The 23,807-nt window shown below is 38.6% G+C and carries 17 protein-coding genes, 13 pseudogenes and 1 riboswitch; of the genes and pseudogenes, 13 read left to right on the forward strand and 17 right to left on the reverse strand.

Translation table 11 applies throughout. The features are described from left to right. Positions 1-246: 246 nt before the first annotated feature. The gene (locus ACQY1Y_RS03820; RefSeq protein WP_016514465.1) at positions 247-1,182 is read right to left on the reverse strand and encodes an NAD-dependent epimerase/dehydratase family protein; all 936 of its coding nucleotides are present in this window, start codon (positions 1,180-1,182) and stop codon (positions 247-249) included. Between the two features lie 220 nt (positions 1,183-1,402). Between ACQY1Y_RS03820 and ACQY1Y_RS03825 the strand changes: the two genes are divergently transcribed. Further along, positions 1,403-1,840, forward strand: a complete 438-nt coding sequence (locus ACQY1Y_RS03825) for a DUF29 domain-containing protein (protein ID WP_190537511.1) — start codon at positions 1,403-1,405, stop codon at positions 1,838-1,840. Positions 1,841-1,952: 112 nt separating this feature from the next. Next, complete coding sequence (locus tag ACQY1Y_RS03830) at positions 1,953-2,420, forward strand: DUF29 domain-containing protein (protein WP_002736517.1); 468 nt, start codon at positions 1,953-1,955, stop codon at positions 2,418-2,420. Here ACQY1Y_RS03830 and ACQY1Y_RS03835 read toward each other — a convergent pair. Both ACQY1Y_RS03835 and ACQY1Y_RS03840 read right to left on the reverse strand, forming a co-directional pair. Then, positions 2,417-3,205, reverse strand: coding sequence for a hypothetical protein (locus tag ACQY1Y_RS03835; protein ID WP_430014013.1), 789 nt, complete (start codon positions 3,203-3,205; stop codon positions 2,417-2,419). The two genes, ACQY1Y_RS03830 and ACQY1Y_RS03835, sit on opposite strands and share 4 nt — an antisense overlap. Positions 3,206-3,628: 423 nt before the next feature. Continuing rightward, positions 3,629-3,889 (reverse strand): annotated as a pseudogene (locus ACQY1Y_RS03840) (IS4 family transposase); the annotation flags it as partial. A gap of 173 nt (positions 3,890-4,062) precedes the next feature. Between ACQY1Y_RS03840 and ACQY1Y_RS03845 the strand changes: the two are divergent. The 3 genes and pseudogenes from ACQY1Y_RS03845 to ACQY1Y_RS03855 form a co-directional block, all read left to right on the forward strand. After that, positions 4,063-4,359, forward strand: a pseudogene (locus ACQY1Y_RS03845) (transposase family protein); the annotation flags it as partial. Positions 4,360-4,515: 156 nt separating this feature from the next. Then, a complete protein-coding gene (locus ACQY1Y_RS03850; protein ID WP_193979949.1) occupies positions 4,516-5,730 on the forward strand; it encodes an ISL3 family transposase in 1,215 nt (404 codons plus the stop codon). Between the two features lie 26 nt (positions 5,731-5,756). After that, a pseudogene (locus ACQY1Y_RS03855) lies at positions 5,757-6,707 on the forward strand (ISL3 family transposase); the annotation flags it as partial. A 29-nt stretch (positions 6,708-6,736) separates the two neighbouring features. Here ACQY1Y_RS03855 and ACQY1Y_RS03860 read toward each other — a convergent pair. From ACQY1Y_RS03860 to ACQY1Y_RS03885, 6 genes and pseudogenes are all read right to left on the reverse strand, one after another. After that, a pseudogene (locus ACQY1Y_RS03860) lies at positions 6,737-7,897 on the reverse strand (IS4-like element ISMae7 family transposase); the annotation flags it as partial. A 396-nt stretch (positions 7,898-8,293) separates the two neighbouring features. Further along, positions 8,294-9,307: pseudogene (locus ACQY1Y_RS03865) on the reverse strand (ISAs1 family transposase). Next, positions 9,285-10,046 (reverse strand): ISKra4 family transposase, encoded by a 762-nt coding sequence (locus tag ACQY1Y_RS03870; protein ID WP_430014720.1) that lies wholly within the window; start codon positions 10,044-10,046, stop codon positions 9,285-9,287. The pseudogene ACQY1Y_RS03865 and the gene ACQY1Y_RS03870 overlap by 23 nt, the downstream one beginning before the upstream one ends. 80 nt (positions 10,047-10,126) lie before the next feature. Further along, a complete protein-coding gene (locus ACQY1Y_RS03875; protein WP_002734616.1) occupies positions 10,127-10,336 on the reverse strand; it encodes a hypothetical protein in 210 nt (69 codons plus the stop codon). Between the two features lie 41 nt (positions 10,337-10,377). After that, positions 10,378-10,572 (reverse strand): annotated as a pseudogene (locus tag ACQY1Y_RS03880) (transposase family protein); the annotation flags it as partial. A gap of 144 nt (positions 10,573-10,716) precedes the next feature. Next, positions 10,717-11,349: pseudogene (locus ACQY1Y_RS03885) on the reverse strand (ATP-binding protein); the annotation flags it as partial. Between ACQY1Y_RS03885 and ACQY1Y_RS03890 the strand changes: the two are divergent. After that, entirely contained in the window at positions 11,332-11,550 is a 219-nt protein-coding gene (locus tag ACQY1Y_RS03890; RefSeq protein WP_430014014.1) for a hypothetical protein, read from the forward strand. The pseudogene ACQY1Y_RS03885 and the gene ACQY1Y_RS03890 sit on opposite strands and share 18 nt — an antisense overlap. Here ACQY1Y_RS03890 and ACQY1Y_RS03895 read toward each other — a convergent pair. Next, positions 11,490-11,783: pseudogene (locus tag ACQY1Y_RS03895) on the reverse strand (ATP-binding protein); the annotation flags it as partial. The gene ACQY1Y_RS03890 and the pseudogene ACQY1Y_RS03895 overlap by 61 nt on opposite strands. A gap of 125 nt (positions 11,784-11,908) precedes the next feature. Here ACQY1Y_RS03895 and ACQY1Y_RS03900 point away from each other — a divergent pair. Together ACQY1Y_RS03900 and ACQY1Y_RS03905 are read left to right on the forward strand one after the other, a co-directional pair. After that, entirely contained in the window at positions 11,909-12,766 is an 858-nt protein-coding gene (locus tag ACQY1Y_RS03900) for an IS5-like element ISMae4 family transposase (protein ID WP_002732125.1), read from the forward strand. Positions 12,767-13,253: 487 nt separating this feature from the next. Next, a pseudogene (locus ACQY1Y_RS03905) lies at positions 13,254-14,468 on the forward strand (ISL3 family transposase). On the opposite strand, the gene ACQY1Y_RS03910 reads toward ACQY1Y_RS03905, so the two are convergent. The 3 genes from ACQY1Y_RS03910 to ACQY1Y_RS03920 all read right to left on the reverse strand — a co-directional run bounded on the left by ACQY1Y_RS03910 (position 14,402) and on the right by ACQY1Y_RS03920 (position 15,871). Next, positions 14,402-14,803 (reverse strand): hypothetical protein, encoded by a 402-nt coding sequence (locus tag ACQY1Y_RS03910; protein ID WP_430014015.1) that lies wholly within the window; start codon positions 14,801-14,803, stop codon positions 14,402-14,404. The pseudogene ACQY1Y_RS03905 and the gene ACQY1Y_RS03910 sit on opposite strands and share 67 nt — an antisense overlap. 97 nt (positions 14,804-14,900) lie before the next feature. Beyond that, a complete protein-coding gene (locus ACQY1Y_RS03915; protein WP_002737239.1) occupies positions 14,901-15,152 on the reverse strand; it encodes a BolA family protein in 252 nt (83 codons plus the stop codon). A gap of 71 nt (positions 15,153-15,223) precedes the next feature. Further along, on the reverse strand, positions 15,224-15,871 hold the full coding sequence (locus ACQY1Y_RS03920) for a hypothetical protein (protein WP_042790659.1): 648 nt from the start codon (positions 15,869-15,871) through the stop codon (positions 15,224-15,226). A gap of 231 nt (positions 15,872-16,102) precedes the next feature. Between ACQY1Y_RS03920 and ACQY1Y_RS03925 the strand changes: the two genes are divergently transcribed. Then, positions 16,103-16,684, forward strand: a complete 582-nt coding sequence (locus ACQY1Y_RS03925) for a Uma2 family endonuclease (RefSeq protein ID WP_069475487.1) — start codon at positions 16,103-16,105, stop codon at positions 16,682-16,684. Positions 16,685-16,987: 303 nt separating this feature from the next. On the opposite strand, the pseudogene ACQY1Y_RS03930 reads toward ACQY1Y_RS03925, so the two are convergent. Further along, positions 16,988-17,452: pseudogene (locus tag ACQY1Y_RS03930) on the reverse strand (IS4 family transposase); the annotation flags it as partial. Between the two features lie 81 nt (positions 17,453-17,533). Between ACQY1Y_RS03930 and ACQY1Y_RS03935 the strand changes: the two are divergent. Beyond that, positions 17,534-18,532, forward strand: coding sequence for an IS630-like element ISMae24 family transposase (locus ACQY1Y_RS03935; protein ID WP_052275630.1), 999 nt, complete (start codon positions 17,534-17,536; stop codon positions 18,530-18,532). Here ACQY1Y_RS03935 and ACQY1Y_RS03940 read toward each other — a convergent pair. Together ACQY1Y_RS03940 and cbiE are read right to left on the reverse strand one after the other, a co-directional pair. Continuing rightward, positions 18,512-19,483, reverse strand: a pseudogene (locus tag ACQY1Y_RS03940) (IS4 family transposase); the annotation flags it as partial. The gene ACQY1Y_RS03935 and the pseudogene ACQY1Y_RS03940 sit on opposite strands and share 21 nt — an antisense overlap. A 472-nt stretch (positions 19,484-19,955) precedes the next feature. After that, entirely contained in the window at positions 19,956-21,224 is a 1,269-nt protein-coding gene (gene cbiE / locus ACQY1Y_RS03945) for a precorrin-6y C5,15-methyltransferase (decarboxylating) subunit CbiE (RefSeq protein WP_430014016.1), read from the reverse strand. A 63-nt stretch (positions 21,225-21,287) separates the two neighbouring features. Between cbiE and ACQY1Y_RS03950 the strand changes: the two are divergent. Beyond that, positions 21,288-21,557, forward strand: a pseudogene (locus ACQY1Y_RS03950) (DUF3782 domain-containing protein); the annotation flags it as partial. Positions 21,558-21,565: 8 nt separating this feature from the next. Here the strand turns inward: ACQY1Y_RS03950 and ACQY1Y_RS03955 are convergent. Beyond that, complete coding sequence (locus ACQY1Y_RS03955) at positions 21,566-22,552, reverse strand: IS30-like element ISMae39 family transposase (protein ID WP_430012831.1); 987 nt, start codon at positions 22,550-22,552, stop codon at positions 21,566-21,568. 90 nt (positions 22,553-22,642) lie between these two features. Here ACQY1Y_RS03955 and ACQY1Y_RS03960 point away from each other — a divergent pair. Together ACQY1Y_RS03960 and ACQY1Y_RS03965 are read left to right on the forward strand one after the other, a co-directional pair. Then, positions 22,643-22,975: pseudogene (locus ACQY1Y_RS03960) on the forward strand (DUF3782 domain-containing protein); the annotation flags it as partial. A 57-nt stretch (positions 22,976-23,032) separates the two neighbouring features. Continuing rightward, positions 23,033-23,668 carry a DUF3782 domain-containing protein gene (locus ACQY1Y_RS03965; protein ID WP_430014017.1) on the forward strand — a complete coding sequence of 212 codons (636 nt, stop codon included), beginning with the start codon at positions 23,033-23,035 and terminating at the stop codon, positions 23,666-23,668. Next, positions 23,639-23,797, forward strand: a riboswitch (cobalamin riboswitch). It overlaps the preceding gene by 30 nt. Positions 23,798-23,807: the final 10 nt, after the last annotated feature.

The following is a 23,807-nucleotide window of genomic DNA, read 5'->3' on the forward strand; positions in this document are numbered from 1 at the left end:
GTCGGTCATGAATTCCAAGACATTAGCGCAAGTCCCTAACATCTCGAACAGCAATTCTCATTTTGAAAGGATTTTGCGTTGTTTCAGCGATCTAGAGATTCGTTAAGAATTATTAACCCCTCTAGGTGCAAGGGTTTTAATGTCATGAAACCTTAAAATGAGAATTGCTGATAATATGCCATCTGGCTGGTCTGATTCTTCTACAGAGCGATTTTCTGGCTGGGATATTATTCCCACGCAAGTCCCTTATTGGTTGGCCAAGATCTGGTCATCGATCGCCAAGTCTATTTCTTGCCGATCGCGACCGGAAGCGAGATAATCATTCTGGAAGGAGTCTGTTAAACCACTGACGAGATCATATTCAGGCTGCCAGTTTAACTCCCGGGTAGCCTTATTAATATCAGCGTAAAAATGTTGAACCCGCAGGGGGAAAGGTTTCTTTTTGCCGAAGTCAAATTTTTTGGGGTTATAGTTAACAATCTCGATTTCCTCGGCATTTTTCCCCATGGCTGCCGCGCAAGCTTTTGCTAAACCGTTAAAAGTTACATAGCGATCGCCGGAAATATTATACACTTGACCGATAGCCTGAGAATTACCCAATACTGCGGCCATGGCTTGGGCCAGATCGGCAACGTGACCAAATTGGGTAAAATGTTCCCCATGACCAGGTATAGGAATAGGACGATTACGAACCAAACGGTCAAAAAACCAAGCTTCTAGGTCATTATAGTTGCGCGGTCCGTAGATATAGACTGGACGGATGGAAGTCCAGGGTAAACCCATCTCGCTTAAATAGTTTTCTGTCTCGTGTTTTCCCTTGTGGCGACTTTTGGGATCTAGTTTATCCCCTTCTTTGTGGGGCATTTGGTCGGATTTTAGATAAACCCCCGCCGAGCTAACATAGACAAAATGCCCAATTCTGTCTCTAAATATCTCGACGAGGGGCTGAGTATCACTTAATTCTCTGCCATTATTGTCGAAAATTGCCTCAAAACTCTCATTTTTAAGCTTTTCTTTCAGTTGCCCTGGGTCAGTGCGATCGCCATGAATCTGTCGTACTCCAGCAACCGGGGCGGGTTTATTGCCACGATTGAATAATACTACCTCATGACCCTGTTCTACTAACACTTTAGTCAGGGAAACGCCGATAAATCGGGTTCCACCCATAATTAAAATTTTCATAAGATGATGGCATAGATATCAAGGTTATATTATCCCTCGATCGGTGCAGTTTGTGGCTTGTTAGTTGTTGGGTTTTCGGGGCTATAATACTAAATCGGTTGAGGAGAGGCACTGTTGCGATAGGGACAATAGTTAATCAGTCTTTAATAACCGGATTTAGTCTGAATTGGCCAAGTTTCGCTAAAATGAAGGCAATTAGTCAACAGAGGAGGTCAAAATTATGACTTTAGCCAAGGTAAAAAATCTCTATGATCAAGATTTTGCTTTGTGGATAGAGAAAACGGTTAAGCAATTAAAATCTGGGGATTTATCTCAGGTTGATTTGGAGAATTTGATTGAGGAGGTGGAGTCTTTGGGAAGACGAGATAAAAGGGAACTTAAAAACCGTTTAATTACATTATTTGAACACGGTTTAAAACGGCGTTATCTTCCTTTGTCTGACTGTTATCGAGGTTGGGAAGTAACAATTAAACGCTGTCAATCGAAGTTAAAATATATCCTTAAAGATTCCCCTAGTTTATGCAGTTTTTTAACCGATATTTGTGATTATTGTTATCAGGAAGCGGTGGAGAATATGCGAATTAAATATGATGCTATTTTTCCCGATATTTCTCCTTTTTCTAAGGATATTGATAGTTTATTAAACCATAGATTTTGAGAAAGTTAAACTCTGATGCTAAATCCGTTAAGCGCAATAAATAATCAGTCTTTAATAACCAGATTTAGTGTGATTTTCAAGAAATGAATTTAAGTTTAACAGGGGAAAAATTATGACTTTAGCCAAGGTAAAAAATCTGTATGATCAAGATTTTGCTTTGTGGATAGAGAAGACGGTTAAGCAATTAAAATCTGGGGATTTATCTCAGGTTGATTTGGAGAATTTGATTGAGGAGGTGGAATCTTTGGGGAAAAGTCAACGCAAAGCGGTCGATAATTTTTTAACTCGTTTATTAGAACATTTATTAAAACGTTGTTATGTGGTTCTTCCCGATTGTTATCGAGGGTGGGAAATTGAAATTAGAAATTTTCGCAAGGAGTTGAAGAAGGAATTTAAGTATTCTCCTAGTTTGAAAAGGTTTATGATAGAGATTTTAGAAGAATGTTATCGAGAAGCTTTAGAAGCGATGAAAGAGGATTATCCAGACTCTAATTTTCCCGATGTTTGTCCCTTTGCTGAGGATATTGATGGCTTATTAAATAATAAGTTTTGGCAGGATGAAAAATATGCTAACTCCTAATCTTTCGGAGGAATTGCCATCACTTGATTATTATTAACCACAACCAATTTACCGCCCAATTTTTCGATATTTTCCTTAGCTAACCTGCGGGTTTCTTCGTCTTGGCTATTTATCCAGACTAACATCCAAGCACCGACTCTAGGGGCGCGACTATCGGGATTAGTTTCTAAAAATTTTACTGTTCCCCTAGCGGATTTTTCGATAAATTCATTACCAGCAATTTTCGCCCAATCGGCGGCCATTTGATTAGATTTTTTTGCCGCAGTAATATCACCTAAAAATAATAGTTCATCCACTCCTTTATATAACCAAAGAAAATAGGCATCGGTGACATCAGGAGTGATTTTTGATAAACCTTTATTCATAATCTCAACGGTTCTTTCCGGTTTGCCAGCATTGACAGAAGAAGCCACGGACATCATCAAATAGGCGCGGACAAATTTTGGGTCATTTTTGGTGACAATCTCCATAAAATCGGGACTTAAACCGTAGCCAGTTTCCCTACGAGCATCCCCATCGCCATAATATTGAATAAACTGTAACATTGCCCAATTGGCTAACATATTATCAAAGCCAAAAGCTGGCATATTTTTCAATAACTCAACCTGAGCATTTTCTAGGCGAGATTCTTGACTATAATTTCTCTCTAATAATTTTTCTTTGGTCAAGGTTTTCACCTTTTCCTGTTGCATTTCCACCATAGCCATGATTAGTCCACCGATAACGGCGACTAAACCCAGAGTTTTAAGTAAGGATAGATTGAGAGATGTTTTTGCGCCTAGCATAAGTAAGTAGTCGTGCAAAATAAATTTCCTAGTGAAGAAAGGCAAAAGGCAAAAGGCAAAAGGCAAAAGGCAAAAGGCAAAAGGCAAGAGGTGGTTAGATGTGTGTAATTAATTTTGCTTAGGTACTTAGCTGGTTATAATTAAATTAAAAATGGATTTTAGGGCTCTCCCAGCTTTGGTGGGTAAAATGTATTCTAAGATACATTTCTCCTAGCGAGGGGGTGGAACGAACCACAAAGACACAAAGGACACAAAGATCGATCGATCCTATGTCAATTAAACTTATCACACAGAACCTAGAAGAGCCATTTTAGGTTCGATCCCCCTTTGATCCCCCCTTAGTCCCCCCTTGATAAGGCTATCCATTAGTCACATCTTTCTTAACATAAAATTTGACAAAAAGAGAAAAGTGTGCAAGATGGCTCAAGGGGGTTCTATGGGGGGACTAATTTGATGAGATAGTTTCCAAGTCTGGCTGATATCATGTAACCTTCGCAGTCCCAACCAAATAGTTTTAACACCTGGTTCACCGTCACCTTTTCTACCTAAAAACCCCCCAAGAGAAGCAATCATTCTGACCGCTTCTCGAAAGGAGGGCGGCTTTTCAGGTGGCGGACTCTTTTTATGAATAGTGGCACACAAAGATTGCCATTCATGTTCTTCCAAAAAACTTTCAGGCTCTTCGGGAATTGTTATGCAAATAATTAACTTAAAATAAAATTCGATGAGAGTACCTAAGCTCAAAAGTAGCTGAAATCCATACAGGGAAGGACTTAAGGCACAAACAGGTTAATGCCAAAAGATAGACAATTGAGTTAAGATTTGATATAATTGCCAAAAACGAGATTATTTTACTTATGATACTTGACAAATTTTTGAACCTACAAGGAACCTGTATTCAAGGCTATCGACACCTAGAAAATATCGGTATAGTTTGACCAGTCGAATCGAAAAATCAAAAAGCAATCTGTCCTCGTTGTGGGTTAGAGAGCGATAAACTCCACCAAAATCATCGACATTTAGTCAAAGATTTACCAATCTCAGGTCAACCAGTGTACCTACAAGTTAATCGTCGTCAATTTAAGTGCGGTAATTGTCAGAAACCCTTTAGCGAAGAGTTAGATTTTGTGGCTCTTCGGGAATTGTTATGCAAATAATTAACTTAAAATAAAATTCGATGAGAGCAACTACGCTCAAAAGTAGCTGAAATTCATACAGGAAAGGACTTAAGGCACAAATAGGTTAATACCAAAAGATAGACAATCGAGTTAAGATTTGATATAATAGCCAAAAACGAGATTATTTTACTTATGATACTTGACAAATTTTTGAACCTACAAGGAACCTGTATTCAAGGCTATCGACACCTAGAAAATATAGGTATAGTTTTCCAAATCGAATCGAAAAATAAAAAAGCAGCCTGTCCTCGTTGTGGGTTAGAGAGCGATAAACTTCACCAAAATCATCGACATTTAGTCAAAGATTTACCGCTCTCAGGTCAACCAGTGTACCTACAAGTTAATCGTCGTCAATTTAAGTGCGGTAATTGTCAGAAACCCTTTAGCGAAGAGTTAGATTTTGTCGCCAAGAAACGAACCTATACGAAAAGACTAGCCGAGAATATACTCGAACAATTAAAAGAAGGAGATATTTTAAATGTTAGCCGAAGAAATGACGTAACGGAAGAAGAGATTCAAAGAATGATAGAGGACATAGCTGAAGAAATTACAGAGACAGACCTATCGAAATTAAAAAGACTAGGAATTGATGAAATCGCTCTAGTCAAAGGACAAAAAAATTACTGTGCGGTTTTAGTAAATTTAGATACGGGAAAACTAATAGCTATTCTAGAGAAGCGAACACAAGAAGAATTGAGGGAAACGCTTACGGGGTGGGGAAAAGAGGTGTTAGAGCAAATTGAAGAAGTCAGCATAGACCTTTGGTTGCCCTATAAAAATTTGGTGAAAGAATTGATGCCATCGGCCGAGGTAGTCGCCGATAGATTCCATGTAATGAAACAAATTAATCAAGAGTTAGACGAACAAAGAAAAGCAGAAAAAAGAGCCGTAGAAGCGCAGAGAAATAAAAAACAGAAAGCGGAAAAAGAAGCGAAGCTAGAAGTTTTAAAGCGAAGTAAATATAGCTTGTTAAAAAATGAAAAAGATTTAACGGAAACCCAAAAAATCAAACTAGAAGCTATCAAAGAAAATTTCCCAAATTTGAAAAAGATGCACGAGTTAAAGGAAGAATTTAGAAAGATTTATGAAACCTCAGAGAATCCGACAGAAGGACTGCTATCCATCTCGGACTGGTTGGCAAAATCCTCCAGTGTTTTTACCAAGAGTTGTCAAACAATCCGAAACTGGTTTGGAGAAATCATTAGTTATTTCGAGCGAAGGACAACTAATGGGGTGGTCGAGGGAATCAACAATAAACTTAAACTAATAAAACGGAGAGGCTATGGCTTTAGAAACTTTCGGAATTTTTGGGTTAGAAGTATGTTGTCTTGGCATCTTGTCTGTTGATTTAGCATAAAGGGTAACGAAGAGCCGATTTTGTCGCCAAGAAACGAACCTATACGAAAAGACTAGCCGAGAATATACTCGAACAATTAAAAGAAGGAGATATTTTAAATGTTAGCCGAAGAAATGACGTAACGGAAGAAGAGATTCAAAGAATGATAGAGGACATCGCCGAAGAAATTACAGAGCCAGACCTATCGGAATTAAAAAGACTAGGAATTGATGAAATCGCTCTAGTCAAAGGGCAAAAAAATTACTGTGCAGTTTTAGTAAATTTAGATACGGGAAAACTAATAGCTATTCTAGAGAAGCGAACACAAGAAGAATTGAGGAAAACGCTGACAGGCTGGGGAAAAGAGGTGTTAGAGCAAATTGAAGAAGTCAGCATAGATTTTTGGTTGCCCTATAAAAATTTGGTGAAAGAATTGATGCCATCGGCCGAGGTAGTCGCCGATAGATTTCATGTAATGAAACAAATTAATCAAGAGTTAGACGAACAGAGAAGAGCGGAAAAAAGAGCCGTAGAAGCGCAGAAAAATAAAAAACAGAAAACGGAAAAAGAAGCAAAGCTAGAAGTTTTAAAGCGAAGTAAATATAGTCTGTTAAAAAATGAAGAAGATTTAACGGAAACTCAAAAAATCAAACTAGAAGCTATCAAAGAAAAATTCCCAAATTTGAAAAAGATGCAGGAATTAAAGGAAGAATTTAGAAAGATTTATGAAACCTCAGAGAATCCGACAGAGGGAATGCTATCCATCTCGGAATGGTTGGCAAAATCCTCCAGTGTTTTTACTAAGAGTTGTCAAACAATCCGAAACTGGTTTGGAGAAATCATTAGTTATTTCGAGCGAAGGACAACGAATGGGATGGTCGAGGGAATCAACAATAAACTTAAACTAATAAAACGGAGAGCCTATGGCTTTAGAAACTTTCGGAATTTTTGGGTTAGAAGTATGTTGTCTTGGCATCTTGTATGTTGATTTAGCATAAAGAGTAACGAAGAGCCAACTTCACAACTCTCCTCTCCGTGTAAGCGTGCTTGATAGGTTAACCAGAGTAATCTCCAAGCTACAATTGAATAGGTAGCTAAGGCCATCTCAATTCTACGACCCGTTTCTAATTGCAGTTTTTCTAATCCACAACCACTTTTTAAAACAAAATGATAGCGTTCTATCAACCAGCGATAACTGTACCAGCGCACACAGGTTATCGCTGATTCAAAGCTACTAATGTCTAGGCTAGTTAAGAGGAGCCAACTGATAGGATTAACTCCAGGACGCGGATTTTCTTCTTCAGCTAAAATTACCTGTAATTTGACCGGTTGACGAGGGTTCGCTTTCGAGTGATGCTTAGGTACTTGTATTTCAAAACTGGCAAATCTAACTGTTAGTTTAGCTAGTCTAGCCTCGTGATTAGGATTGCGTTTTACTTGCACATCTAGGCTACCACAGGCTTTTATTTCTCTGATGGATTGATGTAAATATTTAGGCTCTGGATGCCCTGACTTTTGCTTGTCTTCGAGATAGTTAACTTTTCGGTTATGAGTTCCTCGGATTAATAAATGAGAGTTAGGACTTCTTGATTGGGCAAATAAATCAAATATGTCTGCCTCACAATCTCCGATTGTTACTACTTGAATTTCTTCGGGTATTTGTTGTTGTGTTTCTGACAAAGAATCTAACCATCTTTGACTTTCTTTTTCTTCGGTTTCTCTTTTTTTGCGTTGCTTGGCAATCCCTAAATTCTTTTCTTCTCTTGCCCAGACATATTGATTAATCAGTCCTAAAGGTATTCCTTGCGGTGACACTCCTAAGGTGGTATGAACTTTGAGACCAAAGGATTTTTTATAATCTAGATAACCCATTCCTTTTTTGGCTTTTTGCGTCGTAAAGTCTAAACTTGTTGTGTCTTGCACTGCCAAAACTATTGGATGTTCTTTGATTCTTTCTACTGTACTTTTGGCTTGGGCGGCAATTATATCTGAGGGGTGAAAATAGGGGGAATTCCAAAAGTCGTAGGTGGCACTCGCTGCGGCTAGATTTCCCGAAGCTTGTGGCACACTTGTACTAGATTGGCTGGCCAAGTTTTCTACGATACTGATTAACCTTTTCTTTCTTCTGGTGTCCCCTAGGTCTGCATACTGTAATTCTTGGGCTGCCCATTTCTCCATTTTTTTGCTTACCTCCACCTTAATTCCTTCTTTCAAAACTATACCTATCAATCGTTTCCCCTTTTTTTAAGATTCTTCTCTTTTTGTTAAGAAAGATCTGACTAATGGATAGCTTGATAAGGGGGGTGCGGCTCCCCCCTTAATACCCCCTTGATAAAGGTAGGGTTGATTCATTTAAATTAAGTATAGCTGATTTTGAGTCAATAAATTTGATCGAGGATTCTCAAGTTTATCTTTTTCTAATCAAAAGAGTTAGTCATAATAACTAATCTTTAATCTTCTGCCAATATTTATTATGAATAGATTGATAAAGCCTGTTCCCAAGCCACTAAAAGCCTATCTCTCTTGAAATTGTCTGAGAGTACATCCTGTTAATTTAGCTAATTTTTCTGCTTCTTACGTCGATAAAACTATCAGTTTTTCCCAACGTTCAGCTAACCATCTCTGTCCCTCTGTTATTGAGAGAAAACCCAAACCTCTGAAAAGATTCAATCCTATGGTTGTGAGAATTGACCAATTGCTTGCCGCTTGAAAATCACTTATCTCGCTTTTATCTTCCTCAAAAATTACATCTTTTACCCAATGTAACTGATTTTCTATTTTCCAGTGTCCTCGAATAATTTTAGCAAATACTTGAGCGGATTCGGTTAGGCTACTGATATAGTAAGCTGTTTCTTCATAGGTTTTATCCCCGCGACTACCCTTTCTTTCTACTTTAATAACTCTTCGCAGATTTTCAAACCCTTGTCTTTCATTTTTTCTAACTTTAAAAACTTCTATTTTTCTTGATATTTTTCGTCCATGACTATTATCTTGTTCAAGAAAGCAACTTTCTGGCTTTGAGGAATTACTCAGGTCTTGTATTCGCTGATAAAGATTTTTCTGATTTCCTTTAACGGTGATAACATAATCATTTTTACTCTTGGCTATTAAGCTGATTGTTTTTTTCTAACAGTGTAAAGCATCGCCAGTAAAAACCTTATTTTGGAGAGAGCAATGCTTGATTATAGCTTGCCCTTCGTCGATTTCAGACCCTTTTTTGTTTTCGATTCTTTTTAAGTGTAATACTAATCCACTTTCTTGACTAAACAATGAGACAAACATGATGAAATTTTGTTGTTCATTATTAGGATTCTTTAGGGTGTTTTTGAGACTTTTTCCATCCATCCCTAGCCAATTTATATCATCTCTTTGTCCATATTCTTGTAATGCCCATTCGTTAAATATTTTTAACAAACTCTGCCAGTCAACTCCCATCATTACCCTTCTAATTGTTGAATAGGATGGGACTCTTTCTGGAATTATGTTAAATTCTTTACTCAGCCTGTGCCGATTATTTTTAGCAAACTCTCCGGGAGCATCCCAGTTTTGCAATGAGTAAAAATACTCAGGCAATATCGCCGTTGAGATAAGCACAACGTAGCTTCAAATACTGAGGAACATTCTCTGCTTTCCATTGTGCTCCCACAATTTTCATTCTTGCACCTATTTGCTTAATCTTTGACTCTACACTTCCAGAACCGATGCAAATCCCTTGTGATTGATAGAGTTCGTAATTGGGTATTCTTTCTCGATGTTTATCGACATATTTGGTGAAATTTATAGCCTGTTTCTTTTTGCATCCCTCTAATTCCTCTAAAACTCTTTTCACCTCTCCTTTCCATAAATTCTCTTTGATTCTATTCAGACGCTGGTTTGACCCGCCTATTTTATTCATATTCTCTACTAAATGATACCAATCCAATATTTCTCTCCTTTTAACACCGATTTTCTCCATCAGATTCCACACCCCATCATGACCATCTCCTAAACAGGTGACTACCTCTGTTAAGGGCTGACGGTTCACCCATTCCAGTAATTCTTCATTTTGCTGAAAAAATCCCGCACATTCTTGACCATGCAGACTTACTGCTTTGTAATCTCGACCTTGACTCGGTTGTCCTTTGGGCGTTCTGATTCTGACTTTTCCGACCTCTACACTCAATGCTTCTACCGGACTCTTTGCTTCTGCTTCCTCAAATTTATATCTTTGTACAAGCCTCTGTTGACTACTGCCTGAAACTGCCATTCCTGTCGCCATTTTGATATCTTTTTCCGCATCTTCAAAAGAGACTTTAGCCACTGCTCCTAAGCAACATTTCTCCAGCATGGGACTTAATCGATTATTCTTGCTTAATCCTAGTTTATCGGCTTGTTTCTCGCTTATCTTGACTTTCCCTATGATACTGCTTACGCTTTTGGTTCGCCCTGCTTGGGTTCCTGTTGCTGATTCAAAAAAAAATTGCCTATGGCAGGACCCAATGTAGTCAGCCAATGGTCTCGCAGGGCGGTTTCAATGCCCTCAAAGCTACGTAGTTGTTCTTCTGGGGTATTATCGACTAGAATTTGAGCAATGGCTTTTAAATGTTGATCTAGTTGTTCTTTTTGGTCTGTATTCATGATTCTACCGTTTAATTGTTTCTCTTTATTTTGCCTTAGCTAACGTTTTTAGTCTCTAAGCATTTATACTTATTGCAAAATTGGGATGCTCCCAACTCTCCTAGCTCTCTATAACCTGAGTATCCTAGCATTGTTCCCAGTATTATTACTACTAATACTATCCATAAATGGTGTCTTTTTCCTTTATCTTTCCGAAAGTCCTTGACTTGTTTTAGTTTTTCTATTAAGCTCAACATATATTTGAAAGGTTGGCGGTCACTCCTCATTTTACCTGACTGTGATCGCTTTTACTTTTGATATTCTGATGGGAGAATGAAACAGTCCTAGGGATCAAGGGGGGATCCATCTTCAATTTAATTATAACTACTTACTTATCCCATTCAAATTGTTCCTCTTTTTTTCATTAACTCAACCACAATCGGATGCACGTTATACCAGAGATCGCCATTGCGGTATTCCAAAATATATAAACCATGCAGCAGATCTAGAAAATTTTGATCCTTGAGATCCTTCGGTTTTAACTTTTCATAAACAGTTTTAATAATTTCCTCATCTGCTGTACCGATACTTTCAGCAAAATCCAGACTAAGTTCTGTGATTGATTGTTCTAAAACAGCTTGATCAATTTTTAGGGTATTATCATCAGGATAACGACGAACTGATCGCAAACAAACCCGACAGCAATCATTAGTAATGCGAATTAATTCTCGTAACACTCCCCCACTATAAAGACAAATTTTTTCGAGGGTGTCAGGATCGATTAAAGCGGGATCGATGCGCTTAGTGATAATCTCGGTTAAAGTAGCAATAATTTGCGGATCGGGTATAGCATTAGGTGAATTAATGTCTCCCTGTTTAAAGAGTTTATATACAGGCATTTGTACAATCTGATCATTAGTTTCTGTTTGGAGAGTTGCCTTTAAAGCTACCTCTCTTAAAGCAGCGATCGGAATAGTCATAATAATCCGAAAACTGGGCAACATAATCGCTTTAATATGGGATTGAAAAATATCCGGCTCTTCTCGACTTTGTGTGATAATTTTTGCTTATGGAATCGTGAAATGTTGACTGAGAAGGACTTTTACGACTATTTTGCCGAAGAAACTATCAGTATAGGCTTCGTTTCCACACATAAACCAGAAGAGCCAATATCCCTTACCTGTGCTAAGTCAATTTTATCAATGTCATCAACAATTACTAAGATTTTTTTCTGACTTTGGGACTCGATCACACTAGCTATAATGTTAATTTGGGCAACTAAATCGTTAATTATCCGCTCATACTTTTGTTTGATTTCCTCGCGAATAGTCGAATTAATCTTGAGAATGCCTTTAATGTGAGCTAGTAAAGAAGAAAAGTTAAAACCTGTTTCGAGAGTGGCATCTGCTTGATTGGTTTCCGTGCGAATTTGTTCAGCAAACCATTGATAAAAGCTTTTTTTAATAGAATAGACCTCTTGCATAATTTTTTTATGGTATAATATAAGGTTTTGCTTTTTTCTCAATTCTTAGATTGAAGTGGAAAAAAGAATAAAATGTGATCTTAGGTCAGGAAATCATCTATAATTTTGCTATGTTTATTAGCAAAATTATGGATTATCAAAACTTATCAGATGAACAATTCAAACGCCGTTTCGGTGTGTACAAACAAACATATAGAAAGATGGTAGAATCAGTAAAAAGTGTTGAAGCCGACTCTAATTCACCATCTAAAAGGGGACCGAAACCTAAACTATCTATAGAAGAACAAGTTTTAGTAACGTTAGAATATTGGCGAGAATATAGAACATATTTTCACATTGGTACAAGCTGGGAACTATCAGAATCAACTATATGTCGGATTGTAAATAAGACGGAAAAAATGCTTTTACAATCGGGAAACTTCCGTTTAAAAGGAAAAAAAGCTTTACTCAATCAAGCAGAGATACCGGTCATAACGGTAATGGATGTAACGGAAACTCCCATTGAACGCCCCCAAAAGAAACAGAAAGATTTTTTTTCGGGTAAAAGAGGTTATCATACTTTAAAATCCCAATTAGTAGCTGATCAAAATACAGAGGAAATTATCTGTGTCTTCTGTGGGAAAGGTAGAGGTCATGATTTTAGTTTATTTAAAAAAAGTCGAGTTCGTTTTCATCCTTTAACTACCAGCATAGAAGACAGTGGTTATCAGGGAATAGCTGCATACCATAGTAATAGTTATACACCGAAAAAGAAATCGAAAAATAGAAAATTAACAGAGTTAGAAAAAGAGTATAACAAGGCTTTAGCCAAAGAAAGGATTATCATTGAACATATAAATAGGAAACTCAAAATCTTTAAAATCTTATCCTGTAAATATCGGAATCGTCGTCGAAGATATAGTTTAAGAGTTAACTTGTTGGCGGCTATTTATAACTGTGAGTTAGGGATAGGTATAGCAGCTTCTTAAAAGTTGCCTAAAGATTAATCAAGTCAAGGAGAATTTATTCTCAATTTTTATAATTGAGATAGTTTGTGCCGCTTAAATAAAGAGGTTTTGATAACCAAATTAAAGCAGCTCTAAAGAGTTTTGAGTTAAAAGTTAAACTTCAAGTTTTCATTCAGGACGAATGTACTGATTAACTAATTTTTTGGGGAAAATTAGTTAACCCATCATTATAACATATAATTAATTTGCAAGAGTTCTAATCTTTAATAGTTAAATTTTGGGCTTCCGCTTCTGACATCATCTGAACGGCGATCGAGAATAAAATATGGCTCTTCGGGAATTGTTATGCAAATAATTAACTTAAAATAAAATTCGATGAGAGTACCTAAGCTCAAAAGTAGCTGAAATCCATACAGGGAAGGACTTAAGGCACAAACAGGTTAATGCCAAAAGATAGACAATTGAGTTAAGATTTGATATAATTGCCAAAAACGAGATTATTTTACTTATGATACTTGACAAATTTTTGAACCTACAAGGAACCTGTATTCAAGGCTATCGACACCTAGAAAATATCGGTATAGTTTGACCAGTCGAATCGAAAAATCAAAAAGCAGCCTGTCCTCGTTGTGGGTTAGAGAGCGATAAACTTCACCAAAATCATCGACATTTAGTCAAAGATTTACCGCTCTCAGGTCAACCAGTGTACCTACAAGTTAATCGTCGTCAATTTAAGTGCGGTAATTGTCAGAAACCCTTTAGCGAAGAGTTAGATTTTGTCGCCAAGAAACGAACCTATACGAAAAGACTAGCCGAGAATATACTCGAACAATTAAAAGAAGGAGATATTTTAAATGTTAGCCGAAGAAATGACGTAACGGAAGAAGAGATTCAAAGAATGATAGAGGACATAGCTGAAGAAATTACAGAGACAGACCTATCGAAATTAAAAAGACTAGGAATTGATGAAATCGCTCTAGTCAAAGGACAAAAAAATTACTGTGCGGTTTTAGTAAATTTAGATACGGGAAAACTAATAGCTATTCTAGAGAAGCGAACACAAGAAGAATTGAGGGAAACGCTTACAGGGTGGGGAAAAGAGGTGTTAGAGCAAATTGAAGAAGTCAGCATAGACCTTTGGTTGCCCTATAAAAATTTGGTGAAAGAATTGATGCCATCGGCCGAGGTAGTCGCCGATAGATTCCATGTAATGAAACAAATTAATCAAGAGTTAGACGAACAAAGAAAAGCAGAAAAAAGAGCCGTAGAAGCGCAGAGAAATAAAAAACAGAAAGCGGAAAAAGAAGCGAAGCTAGAAGTTTTAAAGCGAAGTAAATATAGCTTGTTAAAAAATGAAAAAGATTTAACGGAAACCCAAAAAATCAAACTAGAAGCTATCAAAGAAAATTTCCCAAATTTGAAAAAGATGCACGAGTTAAAGGAAGAATTTAGAAAGATTTATGAAACCTCAGAGAATCCGACAGAAGGACTGCTATCCATCTCGGACTGGTTGGCAAAATCCTCCAGTGTTTTTACCAAGAGTTGTCAAACAATCCGAAACTGGTTTGGAGAAATCATTAGTTATTTCGAGCGAAGGACAACTAATGGGGTGGTCGAGGGAATCAACAATAAACTTAAACTAATAAAACGGAGAGCCTATGGCTTTAGAAACTTTCGGAATTTTTGGGTTAGAAGTATGTTGTCTTGGCATCTTGTATGTTGATTTAGCATAAAGAGTAACGAAGAGCCAAAAATATTAACATGATTTACGTCTGACATTTCGATCATGTCTGAGATCGAGAAGAAAACAACAAAACAGCGATCATCTAACTTTCTTTTAAATTCATAGAGTAGGGTTGACTTACCACAACCCCGATGTCCTGCTAGAATAATTTTTCCGTCTTCCGAAGGACTATCTTCTATCAATTGTTCTAATTCTTCGATAATTTCTGTGCCGTATTTAACAGCAAAACGCTGTAATTCTTTATCCGATCGCAGGGGTAAAAGTTCCAAATTGCGATAGGCTTCTCGAAAGGGTTCTAGTAAAGGACTAACCATGAGTAATTAAATTAGACTGTGTGTTGTGAAGATAATTAGCCACAAAGAAAACCAGAAAAAAACTAACTAATAACTGATAACTGATAACTGATAACTGTTATTTTTCTGCTGCCCAACTGTCGGGAGTGTAGGTTTTTAATGCCAAAGCATGGATGGCTTCGGTAGCCAGTGCCGATTGTAAAGCGCCATAAACCATTTGATGCTGTTTAACGCGGGTTTTGCCAGCAAATTCGCCAGAAATAACCACCGCTTCCAAATGATCGCCACCTCCCGTCAAATCCCGAATCATCACTTGTGCATCGGGGATTTGTTCTTGAATCATCGCTTCTACTTGGCGAAAGTCAACCATCTTAACTCCTCAAAACAATTAAAGATACTCTGATCCCATTGTTACCGAAAGCTCGTCAATGGGGATAAAATTTACTGCTGTGGGGGGGGATTGCTAGGAGTTGCGGAGGTGGGAGTCGGTGCAGAGATGGGTGTACTGACAAATCCCATCTCGTAGAGTTGTTGATAGCTTTTTTGTCCTAATTCACTGGTGGGGTTTTGGGATTGAATCACCTGAATTAACAAAGGAACCGCCAATTCTGGCTGATTTTGCGCCCTATGAACTAAAGCAAGCTGATAGGTGGCTTCATCCCGCAGTTGTCCGGTGTTTAAAGCACTTTGACGCTGAGAATCGAATACTTTCGGGTCAATTCCTGAGAAACTATTAGCTAATTGCAGATGATAGTTAGATAGTTGGTTAAAAATCCGACGCGCTTGATTGAGTTTATCCACAGCGACATCGTATTTAGCGGCATTAATAGCAGTGTTCGCTTCTTCCACTAAACGTTGTCCCCCCTGAAGACTCAGAACACTATCGGCTTGATTTAAGGGTTTTAATTCGTTAGGATCGCTGGCAGGAGTGTTAGAGTCGGGGGTTTGTGCTTGTCCGTCAGGTGCGATCGCAATCACTAAACCGATCGCCAGACTGAACAGATAAATTAAACTATAAGGCTGTTTTCGCTTAACCATAAAATTTCTCGACTTAATGTTCCAGATGGGAACGGCTATTTTTTTTAACATCGACAACTGACCTATAGTAGCTTTTTTGGGGCAGTTTCGATCCGACCCCAGCTTTCTAGACGTTAGCTCTAGCGGTTTTGTCGCCATGGCAAGTGCTGTTTTTTCCCGAAAAATCAGTACAAGTCCCCAAAAAGTTAGTTTATTCCTCCCGATTAATGGTTTAAATACCGATAATTCACCCGTTGGAAGGCTGTCCAGATAGAATAAAGAGAAAGTAGGAGTTTAGTTAAAATGTCTTTATCACTGATTACGCGTAAGTTTACGGTGGAAGAATACGAAAAAATGGCAACCGAGGGAATAATCAAACCCGATGAAAAAGTGGAATTAATTCGAGGAGAAATTATCAAAATGTCACCGATGGGAACCCGTCATGCTTCTAGTGTAGATAGATTAATACAATTATTCTATCAAAAATTAGGACAGAAAATTATTCTCAGGGTGCAAAATCCGATTAGATTAAATAATAATTCTCAACCAGAACCAGATTTAAGTTTACTAATACCTCGATCGGATTTTTATGTTGCTGCCTATCCTTGTCCTCAAGATATCTATTTAATTATTGAAGTTTCTGATTCTACCATCGATTATGATCGCTATACTAAAATCCCTCTTTATGCAGAGGCAAATATTCAAGAAGTTTGGATCGTTAATCTCAAGGAAGAATGTTTAGAAGTTTATCGCCATCCGCTGCAGGGTAGTTATCAAGCTATTCAGAAATATTATCGAGGTGAAAGTATTTTTATTGAATCCTTTCCAATAATAGAGTTAACTTTAATTGAAATACTTGGTAATAAAAGTGAGATCAAGGGGTAAACTTAGATATCGTCAGGATTAATGCCTAATTCCCGCAGTTTATTCGCTAATCGTTCCGCTCGTTGTTTTCCTGATTATAGCTAGTGAAAGCTTGTCCATCGGGATAAAAAAGCAACATTTCTGGTTCCCCTAACTGAAATTGAATTTATTAATTGATTTTTTTAAAATGGTAAGTAGCTGGTTTTAATTAAATTAAAAATGGATTTTGGGTTCGATCCCCCCAACCCCCCTTGATAAGCTATCCATTAGTCACATCTTTCTTAACATAAAATTTGACAAAAAGAGAAAAGTGTGCAAGATGGCTCAAGGGGGTTCTATGGGGGGACTAATTTGATGAGATAGTTTCCAAGTCTGGCTGATATCATGTAACCTTCGCAGTCCCAACCAAATAGTTTTAACACCTGGTTCACCGTCACCTTTTCTACCTAAAAACCCCCCAAGAGAAGCAATCATTCTGACCGCTTCTCGAAAGGAGGGCGGCTTTTCAGGTGGCGGACTCTTTTTATGAATAGTGGCACACAAAGATTGCCATTCATGTTCTTCCAAAAAACTTTCACAACTCTCCTCTCCGTGTAAGCGTGCTTGATAGGTTAACCAGAGTAATCTCCAAGCTACAATTGAATAGGTAGCTAAGGCCATCTCAATTCTACGACCCGTTTCTAATTGCAGTTTTTCTAATCCACAACCACTTTTTAAAACAAAATGATAGCGTTCTATTAACCAGCGATAACTATACCAGCGCACACAGGTTATCGCTGATTCAAAGCTAAGTAGTCATGCAAAATTAATTACCCAAATAAAAAATTAAGAAGTATAATACATAAAAAAACGAAGCAGCAGGAAAATACAATGAGATTGATTAGAGACCTAAACCCCGAGAGCCAGAAAATGCTAGAGAGAATTTATCGAGCTAGTAAACATCATCAAGTAAGAGAGCGAGCGAAATGTATACTCTTAAGTTTTCAGGGAACCACGATAGAAGAATTGAGCGGAATATTTGGAGTTACGAGAAAGACCATCTATAATTGGTTGACGGCCTGGGAAGATAGAAAACTAATTGGTTTCTATAATCGTCGAGGAAGAGGGAGAAAACCTAAATTGACAGAAGCACAAGGTCAACAAGTTATTGACTGGGTAAAAGAAGAACCGAAAAGCTTAAAAAAAATCCAGATAAAAATTGTAGAAGAATGGAAATTAACCGTAAGCAAAGACACGATAAAAAGACTCATAAAAAAAATCAACATGAGGTGGAAAAGGGTGAGAAGAGGGGTCGCCAAAACCCCTGATGAGTGGGAGCTTGAGGTCAAACTACCTATTTTAGAAGAACTAAAAAAACAGGAAAAAAGAGGAGAGATTGAGATAGGATATTTGGATGAAATGGGATGGGATTCAAAGCCTTGTATTCCTTACGCTTGGCAAGAAGAAAAAACCACGATAAAGTTACCACCAATTGAAGGTAAAAGACTAAATATTTTAGGAATAATGAAACGAGATAATCAATTATTTTATGAGACACAGGTCGGAACGGTTACTAGCGAGATAGTTATTAATTTTCTGGATAAATATTGCCAAAATATACAGAAAAAAACTGTCATAATAATTGACCAAGCTTCCATTCATACCAGCGAGGCATTTATGGAGAAACTTGAGGAATGGGAAAAGAAAAATTTGAAAATATTTTGGTTGCCCACTTATTCACCTCATTTAAATTTAATTGAAATATTATGGAGATTTTTAAAATATGAATGGATTGAATTTAGCGCCTATAAAGACCGAAAGAGCCTCCTCGCTTACGTTAAAAAAGTGCTGGACAATTTTGGAGGCGAGTATGTAATTAATTTTGCCTAGGTACTTACTAATGTCTAGGCTAGTTAAGAGGAGCCAACTGATAGGATTAACTCCAGGACGCGGATTTTCTTCTTCAGCTAAAATTACCTGTAATTTGACCGGTTGACGAGGGTTCGCTTTCGAGTGATGCTTAGGTACTTGTATTTCAAAACTGGCAAATCTAACTGTTAGTTTAGCTAGTCTAGCCTCGTGATTAGGATTGCGTTTTACTTGCACATCTAGGCTACCACAGGCTTTTATTTCTCTGATGGATTGATGTAAATATTTAGGCTCTGGATGCCCTGACTTTTGCTTGTCTTCGAGATAGTTAACTTTTCGGTTATGAGTTCCTCGGATTAATAAATGAGAGTTAGGACTTCTTGATTGGGCAAATAAATCAAATATGTCTGCCTCACAATCTCCGATTGTTACTACTTGAATTTCTTCGGGTATTTGTTGTTGTGTTTCTGACAAAGAATCTAACCATCTTTGACTTTCTTTTTCTTCGGTTTCTCTTTTTTTGCGTTGCTTGGCAATCCCTAAATTCTTTTCTTCTCTTGCCCAGACATATTGATTAATCAGTCCTAAAGCTATTCCTTGCGGTGACACTCCTAAGGTGGTATGAACTTTGAGACCAAAGGATTTTTTATAATCTAGATAACCCATTCCTTTTTTGGCTTTTTGCGTCGTAAAGTCTAAACTTGTTGTGTCTTGCACTGCCAAAACTATTGGATGTTCTTTGATTCTTTCTACTGTACTTTTGGCTTGGGCGGCAATTATATCTGAGGGGTGAAAATAGGGGGAATTCCAAAAGTCGTAGGTGGCACTCGCTGCGGCTAGATTTCCCGAAGCTTGTGGCACACTTGTACTAGGTTGGCTGGCCAAGTTTTCTACGATACTGATTAACCTTTTCTTTCTTCTGGTGTCCCCTAGGTCTGCATACTGTAATTCTTGGGCTGCCCATTTCTCCATTTTTTTGCTTACCTCCACCTTAATTCCTTCTTTCAAAACTATACCTATCAATCGTTTCCCCTTTTTTTAAGTTTCTTCTCTTTTTGTTAAGAAAGATCTGACTAATGGATAGCTTATTAAGGGGGGCTTTGATCCCTCCTTATTAAGGGGGATCTGACAATTTTTAACACCTAACTAGGGTCTGCTGAAAAAGTTTGTTGGTGGGGGCAGGGTGTGGGGTGTGGGGTGTGGGGTGTAGGGTTTTACCGATTTTGAGGTAGTCAGTTACCTAATTTTCAGGGAAAAAGTACCTGAATTTTACCCCCGATCCCTCCAATGGTCGGCACTTTTTGAGGGAAAAAAAGTCTAAAAGCCTTATCCAACAAGGTTTTTAGATTTATTCAGCAAGCCCTAACTAATTAGAAAGAAAAAGAATACCCAAAAAGTTCTATCTACAACTTTTGCAAGAGGGATCAAGGAGAAAATCAAGGATTTACAATCTCGGTTTCAGAACAGTCCACTGGGTTACGGGGGCCATGGCTTTCCAACCTAAAAACTTGCCGACCGGTTCGGCTTTTTCAATGCCAATTCGCAGCAGTTCCCCTCCTAATTTACTATGCCATTGCAAGAGAACTAATTCGCTTTCAATTGTAACAGTATTGGCAACAAGACGACCCCCGGGGCGCAGGGCTAACCAACAGGTTTCCAATAGGTGGGGTGTGGTGATACCGCCACCAATAAAAATAGCGTCCGGTTGCGGTAAATCTTCCAGGGCGCTCGGTGCGATTCCGGCGACGATTTGCAGGTGAGGCGTTCCCAGGGCGGCGGCATTATCGGCAATGTATTGTAATCTGGTGGGATGATGTTCGATCGCAATAGCCTGGCAACGGCGATCGCTACGCAGCCACTCAATGGCAATGGAACCACAACCCGCCCCCACATCCCAGAGCAATTGCCCAGGCAGGGGAACCAATCTACTCAGCGTGATAGCACGAACTTCTCTTTTTGTCAACTGTCCGTCGTGATGGTAAGCAGAATCCGGCAGTCCTGGAAGGCGCGGCGCCAGGGTGGGGAGATGGGAGGAAATGCAGCTAATGGCGATGACATTTAAATCTGCCAGATCTGTAAACTCCCAATCGTTGGCAATGCCTTGAATGTGGCGTTCTCGGGTTCCCCCTAGATGTTCTAAAACGGTGATGGAACTTTCGCCAAAACCTCCCTCCCTGAGCAGCCGAGCAGCGATTGCGGGAGTCTGAGCATCAGCGCTCAGTACCAGCAGTTTAGCGCCGGGATAAAGCACCCCATTCAACCAAGCCGGGGGCCGACCGCACAAACTCAAAGTTTCCACTTCACTCAGGGACCAACCCAAACGACTACAGGCAAGACTAAAGCTAGAAGGAGAGGGAATAATCGTCATTTCCTCCAGGGGAATCTGGCGGGTGAGGGTGACACCAATTCCGTAGCACATGGGATCACCACTGGCCAAAACACAGACAGATTGACCACGACGGCGGATAATCTCGTTAATGGAGTCTTGAATGGGAGAAGTCCAGAGCAGTTTTTGCCGTTGATCCTCTGGGGGTAACATTGCCAGATGACGTTCACCACCGACAATAACTGATGCTAAAGAAAGCAGACTTCGCCCCACTGAACTTAACCCTTCTAAGCCATCTTCACCAATTCCTATGATCGATAGCCATTTCGACTGACAATTGCGATCCGCCATATTAAAAAAAATCGCTACTATTTCATTATCTGCCATCAGGCTCCATCCTTCAAACAAGATATAATCGGGTTAGTGTCAAGTTAATTCAGAGGAAAAATTATGACCACCACCGCCGATGATGTTTGGAGATTATTAGCCGAATTAGTAGAAGCTCAAAAAGAGACAGAAAGATGCTTTCAAGAAACCGAGCGACGCTTTCAAGAAACCGAGCGGATTCTCAAAGAACAATCTTTAAAAACCGATCGCCAAATTACCAGAGTCAGTCAAGAAATTGGTAATCTTGGCGGTAAATGGGGACGTTTTGTCGAAAATATGGTAGCCCCCGCTTGTGAGACTTTATTTTTAAATCGTCAGATTCCCGTACATCAAGGGCCAATTCAAGTCTGAATTGCATCACTGTCTGATCTACCTTTATAGAATACCTCATTCGGGGTACGATAGTCAAGACATTTTCGAGGACGATTGTTAATCAAGTTTACGGCTCTTTCCACCTCCTCTGGCTTAACGATTTTAAAATTCGTTCCCTTAGGGAAAAATTGTCTTAACAGTCCATTGGTATGCTCGTTTAATCCCCTCTCCCACGAATGATAAGGAGTAGCAAAATAAAAATCTGCTCCTAGTTTCTGACTCAACTCTTGATGTCCACAAAATTCTTTAACCTTGTCACAAGTAAAGGTTTTTCTTTTGTCAGGGTGAATCTCTTGAAAAAGTTTTTCTGTGACTCTATTGATTTCCGATGCGGTTTTGTTTTTGGCTAATCCTGCTACTAAAAATTTCGAGGCTTTATCTACATGAGTAACGAGAACTCCTAGATGATTGCCTCCAATCATTGTGTCACTTTCCCAATGACCGATTTCAGTTTTCTGGTCAGCAATTACTGGTCGCTCGCTGATATCTACACGCCCTGGAATCCCTCCACGCTTACTTTTTGCTCCGCCTCGACTCTTTCTTTGACAAAGCCCCCGGCGTAAATATTTCTGGTACTCTCCACATCCGTGATAGTTCTGATAGATCATTTGATAGATGGTTTCGTGACTGAGAGATTCTTGACTGGCTCTTTTCAGACGACCTGCTATTTGTTCGGGACTATGATAATCTTTCAATCCTTCTTTGACCAACTCTAAGGCTGACTCGCTGACATTTTTAAAGGGTTGTTTGGCATTTTTTCGCCTTGTCTCGCTTTCAGCTTGTGCTGTGTCAGGTAGATAGCAGCCAAGAGAACTTTGATTCCTTTTTAATTCCCGTGATATTGTGCTTTGATGACATCCGAGCCAGACGGCCATTTGCCGTTGAGATAAATTTCCCTCCTGACTAAGTTGGTAGAGCAAGTTTCTTTGTTCTATGTTAAGATGTTGGTGGCTCATTTTGGGTCTGATTTGTTTTTGTTAATGATCAGACAGTACCTGATGAGCCTTTCTTTGTCAACTCTTGAGGTTGATGCGTTTCATTTTTGAATTGGCGAAGTTAGTCAAAGAGTCAGAAAACGTCTCGACGGTAAAACCCTAGAAATTGATGTGTTAGTAACTAATGAGAATCATGTACTGGTAGTGGAAGTCAAAAGTAGTTTAAGTGTAGATGATGTCAAAGAATTAATCAAGAATCTAACAGAATTTAGGCAATTTTTTCCCGAATATAACCACAAACAATTATATGGGGCAGTAGCAGGCATTGAAATCGAAGAGGGAGCGGATAAATATGCCTATCGTCAAGGTTTATTTGTCTTGGCACAAAGGGGTGAAAATGTAGCAATTCTTAACGATACTGAGTTTCAACCGAAAACGTGGTAGGGGCTTTAAAAACAAGATATAATCAGGTTATTGTCAAGTTAATTTAGAGGAAAAATTATGACCACCACCGCCGATGATGTTTGGAGATTATTAGCCGAATTAGTAGAAGCTCAAAAAGAGACAGAAAGATGCTTTCAAGAAACCGAGCGACGCTTTCAAGAAACCGAGCGTGTTCTCAAAGAACAATCTTTAGAAACGGAGCGGATTCTCAAAGAACAATCTTTAAAAACCGATCGCCAAATTACTAGACTCAGTCAAGAAATTGGTAATCTTGGAGGTAAATGGGGACGTTTTGTCGAAAATATGGTAGCCCCCGCTTGTGAGACTTTATTTTTAAATCGTCAGATTCCCGTACATCAAGTTAGTCAAAGAGTCAGAAAACGTCTCGATGGTAAAACCCTAGAAATTGATGTGTTAGTAACTAATGAAAATCATGTGCTAGTAGTGGAAGTTAAAAGTAGTTTAAGTGTAGATGATGTCAAAGAATTAATCAATAATCTAACAGAATTTAGGCAATTTTTTCCCGAATATAACCACAAACAATTATATGGGGCAGTAGCAGGCATTGAAATCGAAGAGGGAGCGGATAAATATGCTTATCGTCAAGGTTTATTTGTCTTAGCACAAAGGGGGGAAAATGTAGCGATTCTTAACGATACTGATTTTCAACCAAAAACGTGGTATGATCCTTAAACTTGTCTTTGGGAAAGTCCAGTGCAATTCTGGTACTGTGCCGCAGCTGTAATCAAGTAAAAAGTAAAAAGAGTACATCTTCCCTTTTTCCTTGCGAGTCAGAATACCAATTACAAGCTTTTGATTGGTAGTATAGACA

This window comes from Microcystis ichthyoblabe FBCC-A1114 (assembly GCF_050500245.1).
Taxonomy (GTDB): domain Bacteria; phylum Cyanobacteriota; class Cyanobacteriia; order Cyanobacteriales; family Microcystaceae; genus Microcystis; species Microcystis ichthyoblabe_A.

Bases quoted from the DNA above. Each gene is read 5' to 3' on its own strand.
- ACQY1Y_RS03820 (WP_016514465.1), bottom strand. From the start codon at position 1,182: ATGAAAATTTTAATTATGGGTGGAACCCGATTTATCGGCGTTTCCCTG.
- ACQY1Y_RS03825 (WP_190537511.1), top strand. From the start codon at position 1,403: ATGACTTTAGCCAAGGTAAAAAATCTCTATGATCAAGATTTTGCTTTG.
- ACQY1Y_RS03830 (WP_002736517.1), top strand. From the start codon at position 1,953: ATGACTTTAGCCAAGGTAAAAAATCTGTATGATCAAGATTTTGCTTTG.
- ACQY1Y_RS03835 (WP_430014013.1), bottom strand. From the start codon at position 3,205: ATGCTAGGCGCAAAAACATCTCTCAATCTATCCTTACTTAAAACTCTG.
- ACQY1Y_RS03850 (WP_193979949.1), top strand. From the start codon at position 4,516: ATGATACTTGACAAATTTTTGAACCTACAAGGAACCTGTATTCAAGGC.
- ACQY1Y_RS03870 (WP_430014720.1), bottom strand. From the start codon at position 10,046: ATGCTGGAGAAATGTTGCTTAGGAGCAGTGGCTAAAGTCTCTTTTGAA.
- ACQY1Y_RS03875 (WP_002734616.1), bottom strand. From the start codon at position 10,336: ATGAATACAGACCAAAAAGAACAACTAGATCAACATTTAAAAGCCATT.
- ACQY1Y_RS03890 (WP_430014014.1), top strand. From the start codon at position 11,332: ATGGGATTGAAAAATATCCGGCTCTTCTCGACTTTGTGTGATAATTTT.
- ACQY1Y_RS03900 (WP_002732125.1), top strand. From the start codon at position 11,909: ATGTTTATTAGCAAAATTATGGATTATCAAAACTTATCAGATGAACAA.
- ACQY1Y_RS03910 (WP_430014015.1), bottom strand. From the start codon at position 14,803: ATGGTTAGTCCTTTACTAGAACCCTTTCGAGAAGCCTATCGCAATTTG.
- ACQY1Y_RS03915 (WP_002737239.1), bottom strand. From the start codon at position 15,152: ATGGTTGACTTTCGCCAAGTAGAAGCGATGATTCAAGAACAAATCCCC.
- ACQY1Y_RS03920 (WP_042790659.1), bottom strand. From the start codon at position 15,871: ATGTTAAAAAAAATAGCCGTTCCCATCTGGAACATTAAGTCGAGAAAT.
- ACQY1Y_RS03925 (WP_069475487.1), top strand. From the start codon at position 16,103: ATGTCTTTATCACTGATTACGCGTAAGTTTACGGTGGAAGAATACGAA.
- ACQY1Y_RS03935 (WP_052275630.1), top strand. From the start codon at position 17,534: ATGAGATTGATTAGAGACCTAAACCCCGAGAGCCAGAAAATGCTAGAG.
- cbiE (WP_430014016.1), bottom strand. From the start codon at position 21,224: ATGGCAGATAATGAAATAGTAGCGATTTTTTTTAATATGGCGGATCGC.
- ACQY1Y_RS03955 (WP_430012831.1), bottom strand. From the start codon at position 22,552: ATGAGCCACCAACATCTTAACATAGAACAAAGAAACTTGCTCTACCAA.
- ACQY1Y_RS03965 (WP_430014017.1), top strand. From the start codon at position 23,033: ATGACCACCACCGCCGATGATGTTTGGAGATTATTAGCCGAATTAGTA.